Origin of the sequence: Flavivirga spongiicola (assembly GCF_030540825.1) — a bacterium.
In the GTDB taxonomy this organism is placed as follows: Bacteria; Bacteroidota; Bacteroidia; order Flavobacteriales; family Flavobacteriaceae; genus Flavivirga; species Flavivirga spongiicola.
Genome location: NZ_JAUOEO010000001.1, coordinates 2,912,485 through 2,933,541, shown reverse-complemented (window position 1 = coordinate 2,933,541; position 21,057 = coordinate 2,912,485). Strand labels below are relative to the sequence as shown.

Annotated in this window: 13 protein-coding genes and 1 riboswitch; of the genes, 7 read left to right on the top strand and 6 right to left on the bottom strand. The window is 33.7% G+C overall.

Going from position 1 to position 21,057, the window contains the following annotated elements; all coding sequences use genetic code 11:
* Positions 1-166: 166 nt before the first annotated feature.
* A riboswitch (SAM riboswitch) is annotated at positions 167-288 on the bottom strand.
* A 343-nt stretch (positions 289-631) separates the two neighbouring features.
* From Q4Q47_RS11750 to Q4Q47_RS11730, 5 genes are all read left to right on the top strand, one after another.
* Positions 632-1,198 (top strand): RNA polymerase sigma-70 factor, encoded by a 567-nt coding sequence (locus Q4Q47_RS11750; RefSeq protein WP_303306850.1) that lies wholly within the window; start codon positions 632-634, stop codon positions 1,196-1,198.
* Between the two features lie 61 nt (positions 1,199-1,259).
* Positions 1,260-2,450, top strand: a complete 1,191-nt coding sequence (locus tag Q4Q47_RS11745; RefSeq protein WP_303306849.1) for a FecR family protein — start codon at positions 1,260-1,262, stop codon at positions 2,448-2,450.
* Between the two features lie 116 nt (positions 2,451-2,566).
* Positions 2,567-6,016: a SusC/RagA family TonB-linked outer membrane protein gene (locus tag Q4Q47_RS11740; RefSeq protein ID WP_303306848.1), complete on the top strand. Its 3,450-nt coding sequence runs from the start codon at positions 2,567-2,569 to the stop codon at positions 6,014-6,016.
* 13 nt (positions 6,017-6,029) lie between these two features.
* Positions 6,030-7,625: a SusD/RagB family nutrient-binding outer membrane lipoprotein gene (locus tag Q4Q47_RS11735; RefSeq protein ID WP_303306847.1), complete on the top strand. Its 1,596-nt coding sequence runs from the start codon at positions 6,030-6,032 to the stop codon at positions 7,623-7,625.
* 337 nt (positions 7,626-7,962) lie between these two features.
* The gene (locus Q4Q47_RS11730; RefSeq protein ID WP_303306846.1) at positions 7,963-11,115 is read left to right on the top strand and encodes a galactose-binding domain-containing protein; all 3,153 of its coding nucleotides are present in this window, start codon (positions 7,963-7,965) and stop codon (positions 11,113-11,115) included.
* Positions 11,116-11,168: 53 nt separating this feature from the next.
* Here the strand turns inward: Q4Q47_RS11730 and Q4Q47_RS11725 are convergent, their stop codons facing one another.
* Positions 11,169-12,719, bottom strand: coding sequence for a hypothetical protein (locus Q4Q47_RS11725; RefSeq protein ID WP_303306845.1), 1,551 nt, complete (start codon positions 12,717-12,719; stop codon positions 11,169-11,171).
* Positions 12,720-12,867: 148 nt separating this feature from the next.
* On the opposite strand from Q4Q47_RS11725, the gene Q4Q47_RS11720 reads away from it, so the two are divergent.
* Together Q4Q47_RS11720 and leuB are read left to right on the top strand one after the other, a co-directional pair.
* Positions 12,868-14,043, top strand: coding sequence for a 2-isopropylmalate synthase (locus Q4Q47_RS11720; RefSeq protein WP_303306844.1), 1,176 nt, complete (start codon positions 12,868-12,870; stop codon positions 14,041-14,043).
* Between the two features lie 41 nt (positions 14,044-14,084).
* Positions 14,085-15,203: a 3-isopropylmalate dehydrogenase gene (gene leuB / locus Q4Q47_RS11715; RefSeq protein WP_303306843.1), complete on the top strand. Its 1,119-nt coding sequence runs from the start codon at positions 14,085-14,087 to the stop codon at positions 15,201-15,203.
* A 102-nt stretch (positions 15,204-15,305) separates the two neighbouring features.
* Here the strand turns inward: leuB and Q4Q47_RS11710 are convergent, their stop codons facing one another.
* The 5 genes from Q4Q47_RS11710 to argB all read right to left on the bottom strand — a co-directional run bounded on the left by Q4Q47_RS11710 (position 15,306) and on the right by argB (position 21,000).
* Positions 15,306-16,172 (bottom strand): alpha/beta hydrolase, encoded by an 867-nt coding sequence (locus Q4Q47_RS11710; protein WP_303306842.1) that lies wholly within the window; start codon positions 16,170-16,172, stop codon positions 15,306-15,308.
* A gap of 307 nt (positions 16,173-16,479) precedes the next feature.
* Positions 16,480-17,391 carry an alpha/beta hydrolase gene (locus Q4Q47_RS11705; RefSeq protein ID WP_303306841.1) on the bottom strand — a complete coding sequence of 304 codons (912 nt, stop codon included), beginning with the start codon at positions 17,389-17,391 and terminating at the stop codon, positions 16,480-16,482.
* A 124-nt stretch (positions 17,392-17,515) separates the two neighbouring features.
* Entirely contained in the window at positions 17,516-18,790 is a 1,275-nt protein-coding gene (gene argH, locus Q4Q47_RS11700; protein ID WP_303306840.1) for an argininosuccinate lyase, read from the bottom strand.
* Between the two features lie 364 nt (positions 18,791-19,154).
* Complete coding sequence (locus Q4Q47_RS11695; protein ID WP_303306839.1) at positions 19,155-20,222, bottom strand: M20 family metallo-hydrolase; 1,068 nt, start codon at positions 20,220-20,222, stop codon at positions 19,155-19,157.
* Between the two features lies 1 nt (position 20,223).
* The gene (argB, locus tag Q4Q47_RS11690) at positions 20,224-21,000 is read right to left on the bottom strand and encodes an acetylglutamate kinase (protein WP_303306838.1); all 777 of its coding nucleotides are present in this window, start codon (positions 20,998-21,000) and stop codon (positions 20,224-20,226) included.
* Positions 21,001-21,057 lie beyond the last annotated feature (57 nt).

Below are 21,057 nucleotides of genomic sequence, written 5' to 3'. Positions count from 1 at the left end.
TAATTGATTCTCGACTTATACGAGAATGACATTTTTAAAGGTTATCTAAATGAAAACATTTAGAAATTCTTTACGATTAAACCAAAAGTTAAATATGCTACGAGTAGCGTACTTATATAGAAAAATGTTAAAAAGAAAATTTAAAATTACTGAAAGTAATTTCGTTTGGTTATCTATCCGTGAATCCTGAAATAATTTCTGGATGGGGTAGAATTTAGCACCTTCTTTACGTATAAAGGGTTGCTAAGGCTTCATAGGGTCTAATCCCTCCGCCTTTCTCGATAACATTTCAATAAGTGATTGAACTTTGTGTATGCAAATATTCGTTCAGAAAAAGTTATAATCCAAATTTTTTCTGCTTTTTTTTTAAATTATTTTACTAACCGACCTTTTATACTATTTTAATATATTGATTTATATTCCTTGCAAAACATTCTAAAGTTAACAAAGGTATCATTCTGATCTTGTTTTAGAACCTCATATCACTAAATCAACCTTATAAATGAGACTCTGAAATGAATTCTGGGTAACGTGGCGACCGTGTAACTGAAAATAGATATGCCCTTAATTATGCCTATTTGGTGATTTTACAAAATTTGATTAGTTTAAGCCCTTGATTAAAAAGACTTAATTGGGAACCCTAAAACCTAAAGATAGTATTAGAATAACTTTTGAAAACCGAGAGATCTTTAACTCGGTTTTTATTGAAACCTATAAGCCTTTAGTCTTATTTGCCAATCAATATGTTAATTTCAATCAAGATATCTCTGAAGATATTGTACAAGAAGTTTTTATGCTTTTGCTTCAAAAAAAGTATGAATTTGATTCTTTAACCTCTCTAAAAGCCTTTTTATATAAATCTGTAAAAAATGCTTGTCTTAACTATAACAAGCACGAAAAGGTAAAACAGTTATACGCTAATGAAAAAAAGGCTGTCATGTTTGAAGATAATTTTCTTGATAAAATCTTTGAAGAAGAAGTTTATTTTCATTTAATAAAAGCTTTAAACCAACTACCGAAACGCTGTAAAGAAGTCTTTGAATTAAGTTTGAAAGGATTAAAAAACCCCGAAATTGCCGAACAGATGGAAATTTCTATTGAAACTGTTAAAGTTCAAAAAAAGCAAGGAAAAAAAATATTGTCTGAGCTTTTAAAGCCTGAAATAGTATCTATTTTGGCGTTACTTTTTAAAATATAATTATTTTTTATACCTCTTTTTTAGTTTTCAGTTGTTTTATAGTCAATTAAGCAATAATACTTTGGAAAACGAAAAAATTGAAAAACACTTAAAACGTGCAGAACTAATTACAAAAGCACTCTATAAGAACTTGTCTAAACAAGAAAAAACAGCTTTTGAATCATGGTTAAATGAGTCGCAAAAAAACAAAGATTTATTTCAAAAATTTCAAAATCAAAAATTACTTGAACAAAAAATAAGCGACTATTCTAAAATAGATGTGGTTGCAGCAAAAGCTTCTGTTCTTCAAAAACATAAAGCACGCACAAGAAAAATAAATCTTATTAAGTGGTATAAATATGCAGCTATTTTTATCGGCATTATTGGTTTAACAACATTTATCCATCTCCAACAATCTAATCTCTTAAACACCAAAAACACTGATAATCAATTAACTATCAAGAATGAATCTATAACACTTCAATTAGACAATGGAGATATTCAAGAAATAGATATTAATAAAGCTCAAAAGATTACAGATACTCAAGGAGTCATTTTAGGAATGCAACAAGGCTCAAAATTAGTGTATAATAATAAAACCATAAATCATGGGGATTTAACATATAATACACTTAAAATTCCTCATGGAAAAATGTTTCAAATTGTTTTATCAGATGGCACTAAAGTTCATTTAAATGCGGGATCTTCCCTTAGATATCCTACTCAATTTTTAAAAGGAATGAACAGGCAGGTATTTGTTACAGGTGAAGCTTTTTTAGATGTTGCTAAAAACCTTGATCATCCTTTTATTGTAAATGCTCAAGACGTTAACATAAAAGTATTAGGAACTCAATTTAATGTGTCTTCATACCCTGAAGACCAAAATATTAATACTGTTTTAGTAGAAGGTTCTGTAAAAATATTTAATAATGACATTCATGAAAATGCTATTTTATTAAAACCCAACCAAATGGCTTCTTGGAACAAAACATTAAAACAAACTTCTATTAACGAAGTAGATACAAATATTTATACAGAATGGATGAATGGTAAATTTAACTTTTACGATACTCCGTTTAAAAATATCTTAAAAAAATTAGAGCGCCATTATAATGTTCACTTTAAAAACCATTATAAAGACATAGAAAACAGACAGTTTACCTCCTCTTTTAATATTAAAGATAATATAGAAAAAGTATTAGATGTATTTAGCGAATATATGGAGTTTGAATACATGATACAGAACAATACCATAATAATTATTAACCCTTAAACTATAATATATGAAATGAAGCAAACAAAAAAATCGGAAAATGCTGAACCCACTTTCCGATTAAGTAAAATAATGATTTAAAAACAACCTAAGCATTTAAAAATCAAAACAAAAGTATGAAAAAAATCCTTACTCGGAAGTTGTTAGGAAACGACTTTCCCAACATCAGTTTAAAAATGAAATTAACGACACTTTTAGTTATAGTTTCTTTCTTTCAAATTCAGGCCAACACCTATTCTCAAAACACCAAGGTGACCTTAAATTTAGAAAATGTTACTATTGAAAATGTACTTAAGAAGATTGAATCACAGTCCGAATTTATCTTCTTTTATGAAAATAGCATTGTAAATCTTGATAAAAAAGTATCTATCTCAGTAAACAAAAAACGGATCTCTCATGTTCTGAAACATTTATTCTCAAAAAGTTATATTTCTTATGAAGTTTTAAATAAACATATCATGCTAAAACTTCATTCTGAAAAAACAAAAACACCTTTACTCAATAACGTAGTTATACAACAATCCGAAATTAAAGGCACTGTTACTGATCAAAGTAATGTCCCTCTTCCTGGAGTAAATATTATAATTCAAAATACATCAACAGGAACTCAGACAGACTTTGATGGTAATTACACACTAGAAGCTTCTAAAGGAGATGTCTTAATTTTTTCTTTTTTAGGTATGAAAACGCAAACGATTGAGGTAGGTGACAACACCATTCTAAATGTAACCATGCTGGAAGATGCTGCTAACTTAAATGAAGTTGTAGTAACTGCTCTTGGTATAAAACGTGAAAAAAAAGCTATTACCTATTCTGCTCAGAATGTTGGGGTTGATGAAGTTTCTGAAGCTCGATCGTTAAATGTTGCTAATTCGCTTTCTGGTAAAGTTGCTGGATTAAATTTTTCTACAGCTTCTAACGGTGTAGGTAGCTCTTCTAGAGTTACATTAAGAGGAAATAGATCTTTAACAGGAAATAATCAACCTTTATATGTTATAGATGGAATACCTATTGACAATTCAGCTTCTACACCTAATAGTGATACTGGCGGCTTTACAGGCTCTGATGGTATTTCAAATATAAACCCAGAGGATATCGAATCTATATCTGTATTAAAAGGACCATCTGCTGCTGCCCTGTATGGAACTAGAGCTAGTAATGGAGTTATTATCATTAATACAAAATCTGGTAAAGGGGCTTTTGGAACAAAAATATCTGTCTCTTCTAATATTACTTTCTCATCTGCCTATAATCTTTTGGATTTACAAAATGAATATGGTCAAGGCTCATTAGGAGCTTATCAGGCTACTTCCAGAAATAGCTGGGGAGCTAAATTAAATGGTCAAAGTGTAACGGCATGGCAGCCCTTACATAATCCTGATTATGCAGGTCCCGCTACTTATACTTATGTAGCACAACCAAACAATGTTATAGACTTTTTTGATACGGGTTATAATTTAGCTAATTCTATTTCGGTAACTGTTGGTAAAGAACAGATCCAAGGCTATTTTTCATACACTAATACAACTGCAGAAGGTATTGTAGGTGGTAATCGTTTGGACAGACATAACCTAAACCTTAGATTAACTAGTAACTTAACAGATAAGTTAACCTTAGATGCTAAAGCCAACTTTATACTTCAAGACCTTAACAACCCTCTAAAAACTGGAGAAACCTCTACCGGTGAAGCAGCATATACATTACCTCGAAGTCTTCCTTTTAGCCAATACAAAGACTTTGAATATATTGATGCCGCAGGGCAACTACAATATAATTTTGTTAGCAGAGATGATCTTGGAGCAGTTGGTGGTAATCCTTTTTGGTTTTCCAATCGACATAACAGACGTGATGAAAAAAGAAATAGATTTATAGGCTTTACCTCTCTTAAATACCAATTCGCAGAATCTTTAAGCCTTCAGGTAAGATCTGGGATAGACCAATATACAAATAACACCATTTCAAAATCTTATGGAGCAAGAGCTTTTGGAAATGATGATGGTAGCTATGGCGAAAGCAAACGTGAAGTACAGGAGATAAATACTGACTTTTTATTAGCTTACAATAAGACATTCGAAAATTTCTCCTTAGGCTTAAACTTTGGAGGCAATGCACTTAGCCAAAAAAGCAGTTCAGTAGGTGTAAATGACAGATTGAGTAGAAGAAACTTCTTTTCAATAAGTAACCTTCAAATCGGTCGTGCATCATCATCTATTTCAGAACGAAAAATAAATTCCTTGTATGGGTTTGCTCAAATTGGATATAAAAGTGCCCTATTCTTAGATGTAACGACCAGAAATGATTGGTCATCAACACTACCATCTAATAACAGATCTTTTTTCTATCCGTCAATAGGTATTTCTTCTATTTTATCTGAAATGATTCCTAATTTAAAAAGCGATAAATTAACTTATTTTAAAGTTAGGGCTTCTTACGCCCAAGTTGGTAATGATACTGCACCTTATCGCCTAAGTCCTACTTATATCTATAATGGAGCAAATGGAGGTATTATAACCAGAAATACATTAAAACCAAACGAAAACCTTAAACCAGAAATATCATCTTCCATTGAATTTGGAACCGATATTCGTTTATTTAAAAATCGCCTTGGATTAGATTTCACATGGTTTAAAACCAATACTACAGATCAAATATTTACCATTGATATTCCTGAGTCTTCAGGATTCTCCCAAAAAGTCATTAATGGTGGTGAGGTAGAAAACAAAGGAATAGAATTTGTTCTTAGTGCCAAACCTATAAAATTAAAAGACTTTTCTTGGGACATTACTGCTAATTTTGCCTCTTATAAAAGTAAAGTTATTAGTATAAATGGAGACAGAGAAACATTATCTATTGGAGGAGAAGGAAGAATAGCTAGAGTACAAGTAACCAAAGGGGGAGAATATGGAGATTTTTATATTAGAGGATTTAATCGTACAGATAACGGTGACATTCTTGTAGCCAGTAATGGTGTTCCTGAATTCACCTCTGGATTAGATATTAAAGGAGGTAATTTTAATCCAGACTGGACTGCTGGTTTGCAAAACAGATTTGCCTATAAGAATTTTTCTTTAAGCTTTTTGCTTGATTTTAGAATTGGAGGCGAAGTACTATCCTATACCCAAGCTAGGTTAGCAGGTATTGGTGCTAGCAAACTCACTTTAGCTAATAGAGATGGATTTGTAGTAGATGGAGTAGTTGCGACAAGAGATAACGATGGAAATATTACTTCAACAACACCTAACACCACAAATGTTACTGCTGAAACTTATTGGACAAATGTAGCACCAAGAAATGCTAGATCTGCCGAAGATTTTGTCTATGATGCGACCAACATACGTTTAAGAGAATTAGTATTTGGATACTCACTACCTAGTAAAACTTTAAAAAACTTACCATTTTCAAATGCAAGCATCTCACTAGTAGGTAGAAACCTGTTCTTTTTACTTAATAAAGCTGAGTTTTTCGACCCAGAACAGGGTGTTGGCATAGGTAACATACAAGGTATTGAATCTTTCAATCTCCCTACTACTAGAGATTTTGGAGTTAACATAAAACTAGAATTTTAAATAAAGAATAATTATGGAAAATATATTTAAAATTAACAACTTAATGGTTTTTGTTTTTCTGATAGTATTATCAGGATGTACAAAAAATTTTGATGAACTTAATACAGATCCTAATGCTATAAGTGCTGCTGAACTTGATGGTTCTTTTGCTGGACCTGCTTTTGCAAATGCTCTATATAAAGGCTTGCATCATGGATCAAATACTGGATCGTCAGATGACCATGGAACTTATGGCTTAATTACTATGTTACATTCTATGGTGTTTGTACATTTTCAATCTGTAACAGATGTTGGATGGCCTACAGAAAGAAATGGTGTTAATGATGGTTGGAGAGCAAGAGGTTGGACACGATTTTATAGTCTAGCAGTACCCTCATTGAATACAGCCTATAAAGCCTCTGAAGGAAATGCTGAAGCTATAGCCATATTAGATATATGGAAGGTATACATGTATCACAAAATGACTGATCATTTTGGACCAATCCCTTATTTTGAAGCTGGTAAAGGAGGCGAATCTGTGCCTTATGATTCACAAGAATCTATGTATAATGATTTCTTTACTCTCTTAGATAATGCAAATAATACATTAGGTACATCATCTGGTTCAGTTGGTATATTCCAAAGTTTTGATCGTGTTTTTGATGGCAATATTCAAAAGTGGAAAAAATTCGGAAATTCTTTAAGGTTACGATTGGCTTTAAGAATATCTGATATTGACCCATCTAATGCTAAAATACAGGCTGAATCTGCTGTTGCAGCTGGTGTTATGGAATCAAATGCCGATAATGCCTTATTTGCTGTAAGTGATGCTACAGATAATAATTTCAACAAAATAACTGGTCGTAGCGGTTGGGGTTTTGCCATGTCTGCATCTATGGAAAGTATCTTAAAAGGTTATAGTGACCCAAGACTCCCTGTCTGGTTTACACCATCGGTTAATGGAGGCTCTTTTACAGGTCAACCTAATGGAGGCGGAGCCGTAAGAAATTGGACAAGAGATGATGTAGCGTCAACTAATGATGCTATTTGGGGTAGTGATTTACGCACCAGTAAAGCTATAGAAATCATAACAACTGCTGAAATTTACTTTAACCGATCTGAAGGTGCTATAAATGGTTGGAATATGGGTGGAGACACTGCCAAAAGCTATTATGAACAAGGCATTCAAATGTCAATGGGACAATGGGGTATTGCAGATGCTACTGCCATTAGTAATTATATTTCTGGGGTATCTACTCCAGTTGTTCCTGATTTGGCAGCAGAATATACAGCAGTTGGATTAAGCACCACACCCCCTGTTAGCGTACCTGTATCTTGGGCTGCAACTATTAATGAGCAACGTACCCAAATTACAGTTCAAAAATACTTAGCGCTTTTTCCTGAAGGATCATGGGAAGCTTGGGCAGATTTGCGTAGAACAGATGCAGAAATCTTGTATCCTTTACTCAATACTGAAAACACCGATACTAACGTAGGCAGAGGACTCATGAAAAGAGTTCCGTATTTACCTAACGAATACAGCACTAATAATGCTGAAGTTTTAAAAGCAGTAAATACCATTGGTGGTCAAGACACTGGAGGTGCTAAACTATGGTGGGACGTAAATTAAAGTCATAAACTTTAAGCTAGTTAATCAGGAATGGTCATTAAATTATGACCGTTCCTGATTCTAAAAATAAAAAATCACAATCATAAAAACATAAAAGCCTATGACATAAAACCTTAAAAATCTAAAGGTGAAATTTAACAAAAACCTCTCACTCTTATGATTTATCGTACTCTCATTTAACTCATTAAGGTTAAATTCCAAGGAATTGAACTATAATCTACAGTTTATTAATTATCTAATCGTTTAGATAATCCTCATGTTTTGTATAGTAGCATGCCTTCTCAGACTAATGATATCAGACTAATATAAAGTATAATCATTAACAAATATTTTTATTATGAAAAAATATTATAATAGAGAACTTGTCAATATAAATAAACAACTCTACTTCATTCTTTTTTTACTATCAGCTTTATTCTTAGTACAACAAGAAGTTTTAGCCCAATCTGCCTTCAGATCAGATAGATTATTTATAAAACATGGTATTCAATACCAAGCATGGACATACACTGACACTAAATTTCCTGGACGACCTTCTAAATTGAATACCAATAACATCAATGCTCGTTATGTAAGACTACAACTACCTTATAATGGATCTCTTAATGTAGCAGAAATAGAAGTTTACGATGGCACTACAAATGTGGCGCAAGGTAAAACAGCCAATCAAAGCAGTACAAATGGAGCCCATATTGCATCAAGAGCCGTAGACGGAAATACAGCGGGGAGTTTAACTGATAATTCTCTAGCTCATACACTTGATGAAGTTTCCGCTTGGTGGGAAGTAGATTTGGGGAGTACTGTTGCAATCGATAGCATACGAATATGGAATCGTACAGATTGTTGTGGAGATCGATTGGGAGATTCGCATGTATTCGTATCCAACACTTCCTTTTCAGCAAACCAAACCATTGATCAACTCAAGGCCGATCCGAACGTAACTTTATTCTTGTTAACCACAGGAGGTGTGGACTTTCCACAAGGAACTGAATGGACCAACTTAAACCTTACAGCACCTACATGGTATGAGCGAGGTATGTTCAATCAAACTTTTTTTAACGAATTCCCCAATTCTCAATGGTCTTTAGAAAAGGCACCCTATGGCGACCATCTCGACAGAGCCCCTAACACCTCAGAAATAAACAATGGCTTTTTACGACCAGATCAGCTAAGTAAACTAAGTCAGTTGTCTACCATCGGATTTGGAGATGAAGAGCATTATAGCTCTACGGTCGTGAATAATACCAAAGCATGGTTTGATGTGTCCAAAGCTAAATACCCAGATGTGTTGGTGCACAACAATCAATATATTGGTCAATGGTCAGATGCGCAAATTAGAAGCTTCGTACAAATAGCTCAACCAGATTTTATTTCCTATGACTGGTACTATTATAATAGTACGACTGATAATGGACGATCTTTTCAGCCTATTCTTACTCATCTTGATAAATATCGAGGATTAGCATTTGAAGGTTCTAGTCCGATCAACTATGGGTTCTACCTACAGGGATTTAAGCACGGAAATTATGTCTTGTCAGAGACACAAATCAATGGACATGCATATCTACCACTGCTGATGGGAGCCAAATGGTTAAATATTTTCAGATATGTCAAGGACAACAATGGAACGTTTTACTTCCATAATTCAGACGGAACAACAAGTGACATCTATACTTTTTATGGCAATTTAGGAGGTGAAATTAAAAACCTTTCTCCACACCTTTCAAGATTAAAATCTACTAAAGTCACCGTCGCAGTTGGTCAGCATCAATCAGGAGGAAGCACTCTTAATAATGCAGTACCAGTAGGTTCAGTAGCATGGTCATTTTCCAGTTCTGACGATCCTTACGTTACTGGTATTACAGCTACAAACCTTGGTTCTACCAACAACAGCCTTAGCGGCGATACTTATATTGGGTATTTTACCCCTGTTACTGGTATTGATAATACATCCGGGGTTACCATGGCACCCGTTCATAATAAGGATGCAAAGTATTTCATGTTGATGAATGGCTTGAGTGCTGCCAATACCAACAATACTGTGTCTAATACCAGTGGAAGAGCCAGCACAACGCAGCAGCGCATTACCTTGTCCATTGATTTTGGTTCTAATCCTATAGATCAGTTAAAAAGAGTAAATAAAAGTACAGGAAATGTAGAAACAGTGGCATTGACTTCCGTTTCAGGAACGCAATACACCGTTGATATCACATTGGATGGAGGAAAAGGCGATTTGTTTTACTGGCAAAATGCCCATACAGCTACCCCTCCTGTTACACCAACCAATCTGGCATTAAGCAAAACAACTACTTCATCTGGTGATTCGCATGGAGGTGTGTCGGGCCGTGCCGTCGATGGAAATACGGATGGCAATTGGACAAATAACTCGGTCACCCACTCAGACGAAGACCATAGTGATGGCGTTGAAGAATGGTGGGAGGTAGACCTGGGACAGGTTGCTTCAATTACAGATATAAAAGTATATAACCGTACCGATTGTTGTGCCGATAGATTGTCCAACTACCATGTTTTTGTATCAGATGTAGCATTTACGTCTACCACAGTTTCAGGCAGCCAGGGGCAATCGGGGGTAAGCGATTTCAATCAGACCACCCAGGCAGGTACACCAACCACAATCTCCGTTAACCGCAATGGTCGTTATGTTCGAGTACAACTAAGCAGTTCTACGGGTACATTAAGTCTGGCGGAAGTGGAAGTACTCGGTACTCTAATCAATCCGCCTGTGAACCTCGCATTAAATAAAACCGCTACTCAATCCAGTACTTCTGGGTCGTACGTAGCAAGTAAATCAATAGATGGTAACACCTCTGGTATAATCTGGCCTGATGGTGAAGGGTCACATACTAATCAGGAATCGCAACCCTGGTGGCAGGTAGACCTTGGTGCTGTCTCCAATATAACCGATGTTAAAGTATACAATCGTACCGATTGCTGTGCCGACCGTTTAACCAACTATCATATTTTTGTCTCAGATGCTCCTTTCACTTCAACAACGATAGCAGGGTCACAAGGGCAATCTGGAGTAGGAGATTTCCATGAAACAGGTCAAACTGCAACACCTTCCTCAAGAGCGGTAAACAGAACAGGTAGATATATCAGGATACAACTTGAAAACACCAATGGTATTTTGCATATGGGAGAAGTACAAGTGTTTGGAACTGCCTCTTCTTCTAAAAAAACTTCATTAAAATCTAAAGAATTAGAAAATGACATTTCAGAAAAAGAATTATTGATTTATCCAAATCCAACTAAGTCTAAGTTTTCTTTAAGGTATCTTAGTCAATTAGGTCAAATAGGCTCATTTAAGCTATTTGACATACATGGCAGAGTAGTCATTCATAAAGAAATGAGACTAAATAAAGGTAGTAATCTAATCGAGTTTTCTGTAAAAAGTTTAACAAAAGGAATCTATATTCTTAAAGGGAATATTGGAACTAAACAAATTGTAAAAAAGTTATTGATTGATTAAATTAATAATCAATACAATATTTCTAAAGAGACTGTTAAAAAGACAGTCTCTTTTTATTTCCTTAACAAACTCGCTTCAAATTTATCTCTAATTATCAAGTCAATTGGTCTGTTTTCTATTTTAGATTCCAGCCATGAAATAATATCTAAATACAAGAAAGCACGACTTTGGTAAGGATCATCTTCGTATTGTTTTAATTTTTTATGAAGTTTGATAAACTCCCTTTTCACTTCATTTGGATAAATATCTCCTAGGCCTCTTAAAAATTTAATAAATTCCTTTTGTACTTCATATAAGTCTTCCATTTTAATTAAAAACTTATAAGTGCTTCTTATTAATACATCCAGATTATAATCCAGACCTGCTTCATAATGAGCCACAAGATTTAAAATTCTTGAAAAACACAATAAATCTTCACGCATTTGTAAAGATTTATTACTTATTATTTTTTCTAAAAAGTAAATACACTTTTTATTCTCTCCCGCACCAAAATACATACTCGCTATCTTATAATAGAATACCATAATGTGGTGCTCATCAATGCGATCTTTATAATTTATTAAACGTTCTAATATTTCGTCTATTAAAGGCAAACCTTCTTTAAAGCTCCCATCTATAAAGTGTAGATTAAACTTATTATTATAAATATATAAAAAAGCCAGTCCATCTACATTGTCATCTGCAGGAAACCATTTTTCTCTTGTAACCGCTTCTAAATTAAAAAGTGTTTCCTTAAATTTTTCATACTGCCTTAAATAAAATAATGCTTCAAGTAAATAGTGATTTCCCTTTAAAAAAAAGACAGGATTTAAAATAATCATATCCTTATTTCCATAAAATAAGCCCACCCATTTAGAAGCATATTTATAGCTCGCTAAAAAATCTGAGGTTAAAAAACTATACCACAAATAGGCTTTATACAGCCAAAGTTTCTCTCTAAAACCTAATTTATTTATATCATATTTTGGTAATCTATCATTAAAATAATTAGTGACTCTTTGATTTTCTTTATCGTTTTTTATATAGCCTGTTTTTAAAAACAAACCGTATAGCTGAAGCGATAAGTTGGACAATTTACTAGCTATGACATTTTGTTGACTTAGCTCTTTTGCTTGTACAGATAACTCGTCTGCTCTATTACTAAGACTTCTGGTAATATATTGAGATTCAATTATTTTTTCTAGTTCTACAATTTCATAAGCGATATTTTTTTCTTCATTGGCAATAGCTAAACTTTTGGCTTTGTCCAATATTTTCAAACTTTGCTTATAAAGTCCTTTATGATATAAAATGGTAGCAAAATCTAATTGCTCACGAATTTGAATTCTAACATTTTGATGCGAAGGGTTTAACCTTAAACTAATTAAAATTTGCTTATATAAATGCGCTTTTAAATTGGAAAGTTGTTGTTTTTTTACAATACCTTTTTTAAGAATAACGGCTTCGTCGTAAACAGAAAGTTTATCAAGAATATTAAAAAGTGTCAAAAACTTTGAGTCTTCATTGACACCTAAACGACCAACATAAAGCTTAAACTGTCTCTTTTCTGATTTGGACAGCGACTTAACCAATACAAACAAATTATCTTTTTGCTCTCTTGTCATAGTTACAAAAACAATATTAATATATTGATTATCAAATTATTAAACAGCACATCCATGAGTTAAACATCGTAGAAATGAAAGCTTTAATTCTGCTTTTAGGAAACCAAAGTATAAATTCGTAGTACAATAAGAAAATATATTTTAATAAATGTCGAATAATAACGTCCAAATTTTTGATACTACGCTTCGAGATGGCGAGCAAGTCCCGGGCTGTAAATTAAATACTGAGCAAAAATTAATCATTGCAGAACAGCTGGATACTTTAGGGGTTGATATTATTGAAGCTGGTTTTCCTGTATCAAGCCCTGGTGATTTTAAATCGGTTGAGGCTATTTCTAAAATTGTAAAACATGCAACTGTTTGTGGTTTAACACGATCTGTTGAAAATGATATAAAAGTAGCTGCTGAAGCATTAAAATATGCTAAAACACCAAGAATCCATACAGGTATTGGAACCTCTGACTCACATATAAAATTCAAATTTAAATCCACACAAGAAGACATCATAGAACGCGCTGTTAAGGCAGTTAGCTATTCAAAATCTTTTGTTGAAGATGTAGAATTTTATGCTGAAGATGCTGGTAGAACCGATAACGAATATTTAGCACGCGTTTGTGAAGCTGTTATTAAAGCAGGCGCTACAGTTTTAAACATTCCAGACACTACTGGTTACTGTTTACCACATGAATATGGTGCTAAAATTAAATACTTAAAAGAGAACGTAAAAGGTATTGACAAAGCTATTTTATCTTGTCATTGTCATAACGATCTAGGTTTGGCAACTGCCAATTCTATTGAAGGTGTTATTAACGGTGCAAGACAAATTGAATGTACCATTAATGGTATTGGAGAACGTGCCGGAAATACTGCTTTAGAGGAAGTGGTCATGATTTTAAAACAACACCCTTATTTAAATCTGGATACTGGAATACAAACCGAAATGCTTTACGGTATTAGTCAATTGGTTTCAGATAATATGGGTATTTACACACAACCGAACAAAGCTATTGTAGGAGCAAATGCATTTGCGCATAGCTCTGGAATTCATCAAGATGGTGTTATTAAAAACCGTGAAACTTACGAAATTATAGACCCTAAAGATGTTGGTGTAACAGAATCTGCTATTGTATTAACAGCAAGAAGTGGAAGAGCTGCTTTAGCATATAGAGCAAAAAATATTGGATACGAATTGACCAAACTTCAGTTGGATGAAATTTATGTGAATTTCTTAAATTTTGCCGACAAAAAGAAAGAAATTGATGATAATGATATCCATCAAATTATAGAAAAAAGCAAAGTATATAAGGAAATTGCTTCTGCTTAATAGATTTCCGCCTTTGCGGAATGAAAAAAAAGTTAAATAAAATGAAACTAAATATTGCCGTTTTACCAGGCGATGGTATAGGTCCAGAAGTCATAGTTCAAGCTGTCAAAGTTTTGAAAGCTATCGCTATGGAGTTTAACCATATATTTACTTTCGAAACCGGGTTAGTAGGTGCTTCAGCAATAGACAAAACAGGAGATCCTTTACCAGAAGAAACCATAAGCATTTGCGAAAACGCAGATGCTGTTTTGTTTGGAGCTATTGGTGATACAAAATACGATATAGACCCTAATGCTGAAATCCGGCCAGAACAAGGTCTTTTAGGACTTCGTAAAGTACTGGATTTATTTACTAATATAAGACCGGTTATAGCTTATGAAGATTTACTAAACAAATCTTCATTAAAGAAAAAACAAATTAAGGATACCGATATTCTTATTTACCGTGAACTTACAAGTGGTATTTATTTTGGTGAAAAAAAGATAAGCGAAGATGGTAATACAGCATCCGATGTTTGTAAATATACACGTTTTGAAATAGAACGTATTGCTCATTTAGCATTTAAGGCTGCTCAATCTAGAAAACGTAAATTAACATTGGTAGATAAAGCTAATGTTTTGGCAAGTTCTCGTCTATGGCGTAAAGTAGTTCAAGAATTAGCTCCGCAGTATTCCGATGTAAAATTAAATTATCTATATGTAGATAACGCTGCTATGGAACTTATCATTAACCCGAGACAGTTTGATGTTATTTTAACAGAAAATATGTTTGGGGATATTCTGTCTGAAGAAGCCAGTGTTATTGTAGGTTCTATAGGTTTATTAGCTTCGGCATCCATTGGCGACAAACATGCTATGTTCGAACCCATACACGGTGCTTATACAAAAGCAGCCAATAAGGGTATTGCAAACCCAATTGCATCCATTTTATCGGCAGCTATGTTATTGGATCATTTTGAATTACATGAAGAAGCCGATTTAATTAGAGAAGGTGTCGACAAATCGTTACAGCTTCATATAACTACACCTGATTTAAACACAAAATACGGTCATATAACCACCACTAAAGTTGGTGATTTTATAGAAGATTTTATAAACAATCCAGAAGAAACTAATTTAAATTTTACAAACATACATCTAGGACAGTCCACAATCATTTGATTATTTGAGTTAGTCACCAAATTAAAATTATTGGGATTTACGAAAAAGCACATCTAACTGATGTGCTTTTTTAATGTTTGTTAACATATAAATATATCTCACCTATTTTCGGTGAAATACATTCGATACAAATTCCAAAACCTCAGGGAGTGATTCTCTCCAATACGTCCATGAATGTCCGCCATCTCTAATTCTAAACTCATGCTTTACTTCTTTTTTACGAAGCGCAATATGTACCAGACTATTTCCTTCATAAAGAAAATCATCATCCCCACAATCGATATACCATTTTACAGATTCAATTTGTTCTTTGGTCATGGACTCTATAAGCGGTAATGCACTGTATCTTGATAGATATTTTTCGGCATCTTCATCATTGATTTCCAGATTATAATACTGCTTTGCCATATTTTTCACTTCTTCAACAGATTTAGGACCGACATAAGCACTTAATGGACATGCCGATGAGAATAATTCTGGGTGGTGTAAGGCATACATAAAAGAACCTCCTCCTCCCATAGACAGCCCTGCTACTGCTCTATATTGCTTTTCACTTTTTATACGATAGGTGGTTTCTACATAAGGCATAAGCTCTTCAAAAAAATAATCTTCATAACTCCAATCGCCTCTTATGTCATTAAAATAACCCATTCTTTTTGTATCTGCATCTGGCATTACAATTATCATGGATGTTGCTTTCCCTTCTTTTATAGCCTTGTCTGTAATATGTAGTACTTCTCCAAACTGTATCCAACCTGTTTGGTTATCGGTAGCACCATGTAATAAATATAAAACAGGATAGCTTCTTTGAGACACTTCATAATCCGGTGGTAAATAAATAGCAAAGTTTCTATCTCCTTTTAAAATTTTACTTGGATGCGATAATTCATCAAATACTTTTCCTGTTTGTGCAAAGCTCGCAGAAGAAAACATTACACAAAAGCTAAGGAATGCCAACACTTTTTTCATTTTAAACCTATTTTTTCGTTTACTGAATTTAGGTTCTAAATTACTCAATATTTACTCCAATTATAATTTATTTAGGAAATTTATAATGTATTTTGTTTAAAGATAAATTATGGATACTCCCTACAGGTGTATGATATTTAGAGATATATTATTGAGATTTACGAAAAGTGCATTTTTACAATGTGCTTTTTAATTTACTATTGGCTGCTACCTCAAAAGAGGCTGGTTTTTATTCGCAGTTTAATATTTTACTTTAAAAGTTAAGCTGAATTATTATTTTTTCTGGCGAAATCAAGCCATTTTTATACTACAAACTCTCTAACCAATCATACAATCTATCTGTCCAAGTTTGTAAATGTCTTTTGTCAATAGCTAACCCATAACCATGTCCACCATGAGGATAAATATGCATTTCAACCTTGACACCTTTATCATTAAGGGCTTTATATAATTGTAAACTATTCTCAACAGGAACTGCTTTATCATTTCCGGAATGCACCATAAAAGTAGGCGGCGTGTTTTCGGTAACATGTAATTCCATAGAATATTCCTTTTTTAAGGCATCACTTGCATTTTTTCCCAATAAACTATTTTGAGACCCTTTATGCGTATAATCATCCATCATAGTAACCACAGGATAAACTAAAACTGTAAAATCGGGTCTTGCAGAAATAGTATCTAAAGCTTGTTCTTTAAAGTTATTGGACTTATCATATCGAACCCCCAAAGTTGCTGCCAAATGCCCTCCAGCAGAAAAACCTATAACACCTATTTGATCAGGGTTTACTTGATATGTCTCTGCATTATGCCTAACCCATCGTATGGCTCTTTGAGCATCCTGTAATGGTGCTTCATGCGAAACAATTATAGACTTAGAAAGCGGTAGTCTACTCTTTAAAACAAATGCCGCAATACCTTTACTATTAAACCATTTTGCAACATCAGTTCCCTCCCAATCATAAGATAAAACACCATAGCCACCTCCCGGACATATAATTACAGCTTTGCCTGTAGCGCTTTTTTTCGATGGCAAATAGATCTCTAAAGTTGGTATTTTTACTAGAGATATTCTCGTTATATCGGTCTTTTCAATCTTTTCAACTTCAGTAGTTTCTTGACTGTTTGGGATTTCTTTGTCCCATAAATTGACAATTTCAATTTGTGAAAAACTATTAAACATTGCTAACGACATATAAAAGGTTAATAAATATTTTTTCATAATTAAAATATCTTAAATGTAACTATTAACGCTGATGAAATCTATCAACGCCATTACTATCTGAGAAAACCCTGAAATTGAAATTAAAAAAATCGCTGTATAACTCTACAGTATTGAAAATCAATTATTCAGGAAATTTTTCACGTATTTTATCTAAACTCAAATTATGAATACTTCCTACATGTGTATGGTGCTTAGAGGTATCAGGAACATACGTACCATCTTGAACCTGTCCTCCAATTTTCTGATAAGCTTCTCTAAAGCTTTGTCCTTCCACAACAAGTGTATTTATATTATCTACTGTAAATAAGTATTTGTATAAATCACTATGGATATCAACATCCTTAACTATAATTTGCTGAATGGAATAATTAAAAATATCCAGAATATCTTTTACTTCTTCAAAAGCAGCAATAATGTTTTCTTTTAATAACTGAAAATCTCTATGGTAACCACTTGGTAAATTATTGGTTATTAAAATCATTTCACTCTGTAAAGCTTGTATTTTATTGCACTTCCCTCGAATCAATTCAAATACATCCGGGTTCTTTTTATGTGGCATAATGCTACTCCCCGTAGTTAATTCATCTGGGAAGGAAATAAATCCAAAATTCTGACTCATATACAAACAGACATCCATAGCAAAACGAGACATCGTATTACATAAACTCCCTAAACTTGAAGCTATCGTTCGCTCACTTTTTCCTCGGCTCATTTGTGCGGCTACTACATTATATTTTAAAGTAGAAAACGCCATTTCTTTTGTGGTTAATTCTCTATCTATAGGGAACGAACTTCCATAACCCGCCGCAGATCCCAGCGGATTCTGATCTACCGTTTGAATGGCAGCATTTAGTAAATATACATCGTCTATCATTAACTCAGCATAGGCAGAAAACCATAATCCGAAAGATGATGGCATTGCTACTTGTAAATGCGTATACCCAGGTAACACTTTATCTTTATAAGTTTCAGCTAATTCAAGAAGTGTATCAAAGAAGGTTTTTGTTTTTTCTTTTACAAGACCTAAATTCTCTTTATAATACAATTGTAGAGCCACTAAAACCTGATCGTTTCTAGAACGTGCTGTATGGATTTTTTTACCAACTTCCCCCAAAGATTTAGTGAGTTCGAATTCTATTTTGGAATGTACATCTTCAAACTGAGGCTCAATAACAAACGTGCCATTTTCAATCTGATTTTCCAAAATTTTTAACCCACCTAACAATTCAACCAATTCTTCAACGGTTATAATACCAATTTTTTGAAGCATTTTAGCATGTGCTTTGGATGCTATTACATCATACTTCGCAATATGAATATCTATTTCCCTATCATTTCCAACAGTAAATTGTTCTATTTTTTTATCAATTGATATGCCTTTGTCCCAGAGTTTCATCTTCTATACTTTTTTGTCATTCCCGTGAAGACGGGAATCTTTTTATACTTAACTAATATCTTAATACTTTCTACGACGCTTGAGACCCTTCGACTGTGCTCAGGGTGACAATACGTTTCTTATTTATCTTAAACGATCACACGATTCAACAATTCAACAAAATCTTAATTCTTTAAATTTAGAACCAAGATGATAGACCGCTTCGCTTTTAGAACAAAGACGCTTAACAAACTACATTTATGTCTTGTTTCTTGGTTCTATATTTTTGATTCTTTTTTATAATACTTCCTTTAATCTTATTCTATTCGTTTATTTTCAGTTCCAATCATGAGATAACCACGTCACTCCGTTCCTCGTTATGACGTTAAACAATGACACGATTCAACAATTCAATATAAATCTGTATCCCTTCTTCTATTTCATTCACATAAATAAATTCATCTGCCGAATGCGAACGTGTGCTATCTCCTGGCCCTAATTTTAAAGACGGACATGATAATACTGCCTGATCTGATAAAGTTGGCGAGCCATAGGTCGTTCTGCCAATGGCAATGCCTGCTTTAACTAAATCGTGATCTACAGGAATACTTGACGAGTTTAAACGCAAACTACGAGGTGTCATGCTTGTACATGGCGACTGTTCTTGTAATATGTCTGCAATTTCTGAATTGCTATAAGCATCATTTACACGCACATCAATAACTAAATCTAGGTGCGCCGGAACGGCATTATGCTGCTTTCCGGCATTAATTTGTGTGACTGTTAATTTTACATCTCCTAATGCTTCAGAGCCTTTTTCAAACTTAAAATCTTTAAACCATTGTAATACCTCAATGGCATTATATAGTACATTATCATCGTTAGGGTGTGCTGCATGACTTGGTGTTCCTGAAACTACAGCATCGAAAACAACTAAGCCTTTTTCGGCTACTGCTAAATTCATAAGGGTAGGTTCACCTACGATGGCTACATCTACTTTTGGAATAACTGCCAACATACTATTTAATCCGTTTGGCCCACTGCTTTCTTCTTCTGCGGAAGCAACAATTACGAGATTATATTTTAAATCCTTCTGAGTATAAAAATGAGTAAATGTAGCTATTAATGATACTAGGCATCCACCCGCATCATTACTTCCCAAACCATATAACTTACCATCTTCAACAATGGCCTTAAATGGATCTTTGGTATAGGCGCTATTGGGTTTTACGGTATCGTGATGGGAGTTTAGCAAAAGCGTTGGCTTACTTTCATCAAAATACTTATTAATAGCCCAAACGTTATTTTGTGTTCTTTTATAATCAACTTCATAACGTTTAAACCAATCTTCTATATGTAATGCCGTTTGGTCTTCTTCTGAAGAAAATGACTGGGTCTCTATCAACTTTTTTAAAAGTAATATGGCATCGTTTGTTAATTTCTGTTGCGTCATGTTATAAGGTTATGGTTGTAAAATTATCATTTTCCTGGGTTAACATGGATGTATTTCCCATATTAATTGTGTTGACTCCATTATTTAATGCATCGAAACAATTTTCTAGCTTTGGCAGCATACCGTCGGCTATGATGCCTTTTTCTAATAACGTTTTATAAGTCTTTGAGTCGATATGTTTTACTACCGAATTCTTATCATTTATATCTTCTAAAACACCATTCAATTCAAAACAATAGTAAATAGATGTTTCATATAAATGGCTCATCCCTACTGCTACCTGGGATGCAATAGTATCTGCATTCGTGTTTAATAATTGCCCATTGCCATCATGTGTAATGGCACAAAAAACAGGCGTAAAATTAGCTTGGATTAATTTATCTATAGATTCGTGAGCTACTTGTTTAACATCACCAACAAAACCAAAATCGACATCTTTCACAGGTCTTTTATCTGATGCAATACTATTAATATCGGCACCTGTTAAACCAATCGCGTTGGTATTTAACGCTTGCAATTTGGCAACAATATTCTTGTTAACCAGTCCACCATAAACCATGGTGATCACTTCTAAAGTTTCGGCATCGGTAATGCGTCTGCCGTTTATCATTTTAGATTCAATTCCTAATTTAGATGCCATGGATGTAGCGCGTTTGCCACCGCCATGTACCAAAATTTTCTTTCCTTCCAGATTTGAAAACAGTTTTAAAAACGCCTGTAATGCTGAAGCGTCCTCAATAATGTTTCCTCCTATTTTTACTATCGATAGTTTTTCCATGCGTATATCTATAGACCTGTCAGGTTTTAAAAACCTGACAGGTCTGAATATTTTGTA

What these genes read in the sequence shown, in the direction of transcription:
- argB (WP_303306838.1), bottom strand. Translation starts at nt 21,000, where the DNA reads ATGGAAAAACTATCGATAGTAAAAATAGGAGGAAACATTATTGAGGAC.
- Q4Q47_RS11735 (WP_303306847.1), top strand. Translation starts at nt 6,030, where the DNA reads ATGGAAAATATATTTAAAATTAACAACTTAATGGTTTTTGTTTTTCTG.
- Q4Q47_RS11710 (WP_303306842.1), bottom strand. Translation starts at nt 16,172, where the DNA reads ATGAAAAAAGTGTTGGCATTCCTTAGCTTTTGTGTAATGTTTTCTTCT.
- Q4Q47_RS11730 (WP_303306846.1), top strand. Translation starts at nt 7,963, where the DNA reads ATGAAAAAATATTATAATAGAGAACTTGTCAATATAAATAAACAACTC.
- Q4Q47_RS11725 (WP_303306845.1), bottom strand. Translation starts at nt 12,719, where the DNA reads ATGACAAGAGAGCAAAAAGATAATTTGTTTGTATTGGTTAAGTCGCTG.
- Q4Q47_RS11705 (WP_303306841.1), bottom strand. Translation starts at nt 17,391, where the DNA reads ATGAAAAAATATTTATTAACCTTTTATATGTCGTTAGCAATGTTTAAT.
- Q4Q47_RS11720 (WP_303306844.1), top strand. Translation starts at nt 12,868, where the DNA reads ATGTCGAATAATAACGTCCAAATTTTTGATACTACGCTTCGAGATGGC.
- Q4Q47_RS11740 (WP_303306848.1), top strand. Translation starts at nt 2,567, where the DNA reads ATGAAAAAAATCCTTACTCGGAAGTTGTTAGGAAACGACTTTCCCAAC.
- leuB (WP_303306843.1), top strand. Translation starts at nt 14,085, where the DNA reads ATGAAACTAAATATTGCCGTTTTACCAGGCGATGGTATAGGTCCAGAA.
- Q4Q47_RS11695 (WP_303306839.1), bottom strand. Translation starts at nt 20,222, where the DNA reads ATGACGCAACAGAAATTAACAAACGATGCCATATTACTTTTAAAAAAG.
- argH (WP_303306840.1), bottom strand. Translation starts at nt 18,790, where the DNA reads ATGAAACTCTGGGACAAAGGCATATCAATTGATAAAAAAATAGAACAA.